We start from the raw sequence: 4,469 nt of genomic DNA, 5'->3' as shown, positions 1-4,469 counted from the left end.
TCGCCATCTGGACATGCACCGGAATGCCCCAGCGCCGCTCGGTCCGCTCCATCGCCCGCAGGTACTGCGGCCGCTCGCGCAGGATCGCGCATGCATCTTCCATCTGCCTCGGCGCCGAGTAGTTGCCGCCGCCCCCGCAGGATGCAAGGCACAGGACCACCAGCGACGCACGGAGAAACCTGCTCATCTGCCCCTCGTGCACTTTTCTTTTGCGGCCAGACTAGCTTATTCGCCGGGTGGAGGAAATGGGGAAGGGCTGACCCCGCCATCAGAAACCCGCGAGCGGCCGACTGTAGGGACAGGGCCCACAGACTGTTTCCCTGACGGAGCTGCGGCAAAGTGGACAGATTCGTTGCGAAAGCGTAAAGAAAATGCAGGGGACCTTTCGATGCAGACGACGCACGCCAAGTATCATATCGGGCAGGTGCTCCGTCACCGGAAGCATCCGTTCCGCGGTGTCGTCTTCGACGTCGACGCGATGTTTTCCAACACAGAGGAATGGTATGACAACATTCCCGAAGACAGCCGTCCCTCGAAGGACCAGCCCTTCTACCACCTGCTCGCGGAAAACGGCCAAAGCTACTATGTGGCCTATGTCTCCGAGCAGAACCTCGTGCCCGACGAAACGGGCGAGCCGGTCGATCACCCCGACCTCGGCGACCTCTTCGGCGATTTCGAGGATGGCCGCTATCCGATGACCTTCCATCTCAACTGAGCTGATAGTCGGGCGCTTACCAGTTGTTCACCCTTTGCCCCTAGCCTGCGGGAAACGCAAGCAAAGGGGTGCGCCATGCAGCTGCAAACACAGACCAGGCCCAAGGTGATTTCGGTGACGGTGCTGGAAGACCGGATCGACGCGGCCAGCGCCATCCAGTTCAAGGAAAAGATGCGCGACCTCACGAAGGACGGCCCCGCCCGTGTCGTGCTGGACCTCGCCCGCGTGCAGTTTCTCGATTCGTCGGGGCTCGGTGCCATCGTCGCGGTGAAGAAGCTCCTCGGCCCCGACCGGATGCTGGAGCTGTCGGGGCTGACGCCGACGGTGGAAAAGGTCTTCCGCCTGACCCGGATGGACAGCATCTTCACCATTCACCCTTCGGTCGAAGCGGCCGTATCACATGCCGCCAGCGCCTGACCCGGACAGCCGGCCAAATGATCTGCACCTGGCCTTCACGGCCACGCCGGTCGCCATCCGCGACAGTTTGCAGCGGATGCTGACGCTGCCACCGCTGTGCGGGCTCTCCGAAGACGGGCGCGGCATGGCAGAGCTGGTCCTGGCCGAGGTGCTGAACAACGTGGCCGAACATGCCTATGCCAACCGGCCGGGTCCGGTGACGGTCTCCATCGGCCAGACGCCGCAGGGCCTGCGCTGCGTGATCGTAGATCAGGGCCGGGCGATGCCCGGCCACGCCCTGCCCGAGGGCCGCCTGCCCGGCAGCCTGGGCCCGGCGCTGGAAGACCTGCCCGAGGGCGGCTTCGGCTGGCACCTGATCCGCAGCCTGACGCAGGGGCTCAGCTATACCCGGGTGGACGGCTGCAACCGATTGCAATTCCTCCTGCCCTAGATCCGGCTTTCGGCAAATTCGCCGGAAAGGTCGCAAGCCTGCCACCGGTCCGCACCGCAATGGCCATCGGCGCAAGGTGAGCTTCGGCTGCGGCGAGAAGTGCTGCTCCCTGGCGTCCGGATCCCTGTCCACCCTCTCCCGGATGCCAGGGGTCTTCCCCGGGCCGCGCCGGACGCCCCGCAAGCCTCTCCGGCAAGCTGGTCACCGGTTCAGCCGCAAGCGCGACCCGCTTCTCTTTGCCGCCCACTTGCTCTAGCTTCGACAGGTCAGCCTGTCCTTGGGGGAAAGATGCGCGACCTTCACCTGCCCGGCCGTTCAGCGGTCTATGCCCGGAACGGCCTCTGCGCCACATCGCATCCCATTGCCGCGCAGGTGGCGGTCGAGGTGCTGAAGTCCGGCGGCAACGCGGCGGATGCGGCCATCGCCGGTGCCCTGGTCCTCGGCATCGCCGAGCCGCAGATGACCGGGATCGGCGGCGATTGCTTCGTCCTCGTCAAGCCTGCCGGGTCCGAAGAGGTGGTCGCGCTGAACGGCTCGGGCCGCTCGCCCAAGGGCCTGAACGCCGCCGACCTACGCGCACGCGGGCTGACAGCCATGCCGATCCAGGCCATCGAATCGGTCACGCTGCCCGGCGCCGTCGACGCGTTCTGCCGCCTGAATGCCGACTACGGGTTGAAATCGCTGGCAGAAATCCTCGCCCCTGCGATCCGCTATGCCGAGGAAGGCATCCCCGTCGCCCCCCGCGTCGCCTTCGACTGGGTGGACGACCTGCCCTGCCTGAAAGGCGCCGCACGCGACTTCTACAGCCTCGACGGCAAGGCCCCGACCGTCGGCCAGATCTTCCGCGCCCCCGGCCAGGCCGAAGTCCTGCGCCGCATCGCCCGCGAAGGCCGCGCCGGGTTCTACGAGGGCGAGGTGGCCGAGGACATGATCACCTCGCTCCGCGCGCTTGGCGGCACGCATACACTCGATGACCTTTCCGCCACCGCCTGTGACTATACCACCCCGGTCTCCGGCCCCTACCAGGGGGTTGAACTGGTCGAGCACCCGCCGAACGGCCAGGGTGCGACGGCGATCCTGATGCTCAATATCCTCAAGCATTTCGACCTGAAGGCGATGGACCCGTTCGGCAGCCAGCGCGCCCATATCGAGGCCGAGGCGACGAAGCTTGCCTACGACGCCCGCAACCGTTTCATCGCCGACCCGGACCGCACCACGCGGCTGGCGCATATGCTGTCGCCCGAGACTGCCGCCAAGCTTGCCGCCCTGATCGACCCGAAGCGCGCCATGCCCGCGGCCGCGCCCCTGACCGAGGCCGTGCACCGCGACACGATCTACATCACCGTGGTCGACCGCGACCGGATGGCCGTCTCGCTGATCTATTCGATCTTCTGGGGCTTCGGATCTGGCCTCGCCTCCTCGAAATTCGGCATCAACTTCCAGAACCGCGGTGCGGGTTTCACCCTGCAGGAAGGCCACCCGAACGAGGCCGCCGGGGCCAAGCGGCCGATGCACACGATCATCCCCGGCATGATCCGGCAGAACGGAAAGGTCCTGATGCCCTTCGGCGTCATGGGCGGGGCCTACCAACCCTGCGGCCATGTCCGTTTCGTCACCAACCTCACCGACTACGGCATGGATGTGCAGGAAGCCATCGACGCCCCCCGCTCCTTCTCAAGCCCCGAGGGGATGGAGGTTGAGCGCGGCTATTCCGACCAGGTCCGGGCCGAGCTTGCCGCGATGGGCCACCCGGTCGTGGTTCCCGCCGCCCCCCTTGGCGGCGGACAGGCGATCCGCATCGATGGCGAGGTGCTGGTCGGTGCCTCTGACCCCAGAAAGGACGGCTGCGCCCTTGGCTACTGACCCCGCCCAGATCATTGACCGCCCGGCGATCACCGAAGCGATCCGCGCCCTCACCCATGGCGAGACGGACACCGTCGCGCTGATGGCCACCGTCGCCTGCGAGATCCACCACGCGCATCCCTTCTGCGACTGGACCGGCTTCTACCGCGTCGTGGCACCGGAACTGCTGAAGATCGGCCCCTATCAGGGCGGTCACGGCTGCCTGGTCATCCCCTTCTCCCGCGGGGTCTGCGGCGCCGCCGCCCGCACCGGACAGGTCCAGAACGTCCCGGATGTCGAGGCCTTCCCCGGCCACATCGCCTGCTCCTCCTCGACTAAATCCGAACTCGTTCTCCCGGTCTGGAACGGAAAGGGGGCCCTGCTCGGCGTCCTCGACCTCGACTCGAACTCCCCCGCCGCCTTCACCAGGGAAGACGAGGCCTGGCTTGCGCCCCTCCTCGCCGAGGTCTTCCGCGACGCGACCTGAACACTTCGACTAAAACTGTGTTTGCTCCTTTCCAAATACTCCACGGGTAGGAAGCCGGTTTCGCCACCGGTTCAAGAAACCGGCGGACTGGGGGGTGTGAAACCCCCAGCCACCAGCCAAGGGCACCACGACGGGACTGAAAATGACCACGATCACCCTCCTCGACGGTGGCATGGGCCAGGAACTGATCGCCCGCGCGGGGTCCGACCCCGGCCCGCTCTGGGCGACGCGGGTGATGCTCGACCACCCCGGCCTGGTCCGCGCGATCCACGAGGATTACTTCGCCGCCGGGGCCAGCCTTGCCACCACCAACACCTACAACATCCTGCACGACAGGCTTCAGCCGCACGGGCTCGACGCGCTCTACCAGGCCCTCCACCTCCGCGCGCTGGCCGAGGCGCATGAGGCCCGGGCCAGCGCCGGACACGGGCGGATCGCCGGTTCCATGGGTCCCCTGGGCGAAAGCTACCGCCCCGACCTGACCCCGCCGGTGGAGGTTTCCGCCGCGCTCTATGCCGAGAAAGCCCGCCTCCTCGCCCCGCATGTCGACCTGATCCTGATCGAGACGATCTCCTCGC

The 4,469-nt window shown here is 66.7% G+C and carries 7 protein-coding genes; 6 read left to right on the top strand and 1 reads right to left on the bottom strand.

Annotated elements, in window-relative coordinates; translation table 11 throughout:
* Nucleotides 1-187, bottom strand: a 187-nt coding sequence (locus tag V7Q39_RS19395) for a transglycosylase SLT domain-containing protein (RefSeq protein WP_443082553.1), incomplete at its 3' end; no start/stop codon positions are given.
* Between the two features lie 201 nt (nucleotides 188-388).
* Here V7Q39_RS19395 and hspQ point away from each other — a divergent pair.
* From hspQ to V7Q39_RS19365, 6 genes are all read left to right on the top strand, one after another.
* Nucleotides 389-715, top strand: coding sequence for a heat shock protein HspQ (hspQ, locus tag V7Q39_RS19390; protein WP_333818253.1), 327 nt, complete (start codon nucleotides 389-391; stop codon nucleotides 713-715).
* A gap of 75 nt (nucleotides 716-790) precedes the next feature.
* The gene (locus tag V7Q39_RS19385; protein WP_333818252.1) at nucleotides 791-1,132 is read left to right on the top strand and encodes an STAS domain-containing protein; all 342 of its coding nucleotides are present in this window, start codon (nucleotides 791-793) and stop codon (nucleotides 1,130-1,132) included.
* Nucleotides 1,116-1,562, top strand: a complete 447-nt coding sequence (locus tag V7Q39_RS19380) for an ATP-binding protein (protein WP_333818251.1) — start codon at nucleotides 1,116-1,118, stop codon at nucleotides 1,560-1,562. Before V7Q39_RS19385 ends, V7Q39_RS19380 begins: the two co-directional genes overlap by 17 nt.
* A 288-nt stretch (nucleotides 1,563-1,850) precedes the next feature.
* Nucleotides 1,851-3,425, top strand: coding sequence for a gamma-glutamyltransferase family protein (locus tag V7Q39_RS19375; protein WP_333818250.1), 1,575 nt, complete (start codon nucleotides 1,851-1,853; stop codon nucleotides 3,423-3,425).
* Complete coding sequence (locus tag V7Q39_RS19370) at nucleotides 3,415-3,891, top strand: GAF domain-containing protein (protein WP_443082552.1); 477 nt, start codon at nucleotides 3,415-3,417, stop codon at nucleotides 3,889-3,891. Before V7Q39_RS19375 ends, V7Q39_RS19370 begins: the two co-directional genes overlap by 11 nt.
* Before the next feature lie 142 nt (nucleotides 3,892-4,033).
* Nucleotides 4,034-4,469, top strand: a 436-nt coding sequence (locus tag V7Q39_RS19365; protein WP_333818249.1) for a homocysteine S-methyltransferase family protein, incomplete at its 3' end; no start/stop codon positions are given.

This window comes from Tabrizicola sp. (assembly GCF_036781545.1).
Classification (GTDB): Bacteria; Pseudomonadota; Alphaproteobacteria; order Rhodobacterales; family Rhodobacteraceae; genus Tabrizicola.
This window is presented reverse-complemented; position numbering and strand designations above follow the sequence as displayed.

Excerpts from the sequence above, each read along its gene's own strand:
- hspQ (WP_333818253.1), top strand. The coding sequence starts at position 389 with ATGCAGACGACGCACGCCAAGTATCATATCGGGCAGGTGCTCCGTCAC.
- V7Q39_RS19385 (WP_333818252.1), top strand. The coding sequence starts at position 791 with ATGCAGCTGCAAACACAGACCAGGCCCAAGGTGATTTCGGTGACGGTG.
- V7Q39_RS19380 (WP_333818251.1), top strand. The coding sequence starts at position 1,116 with ATGCCGCCAGCGCCTGACCCGGACAGCCGGCCAAATGATCTGCACCTG.
- V7Q39_RS19375 (WP_333818250.1), top strand. The coding sequence starts at position 1,851 with ATGCGCGACCTTCACCTGCCCGGCCGTTCAGCGGTCTATGCCCGGAAC.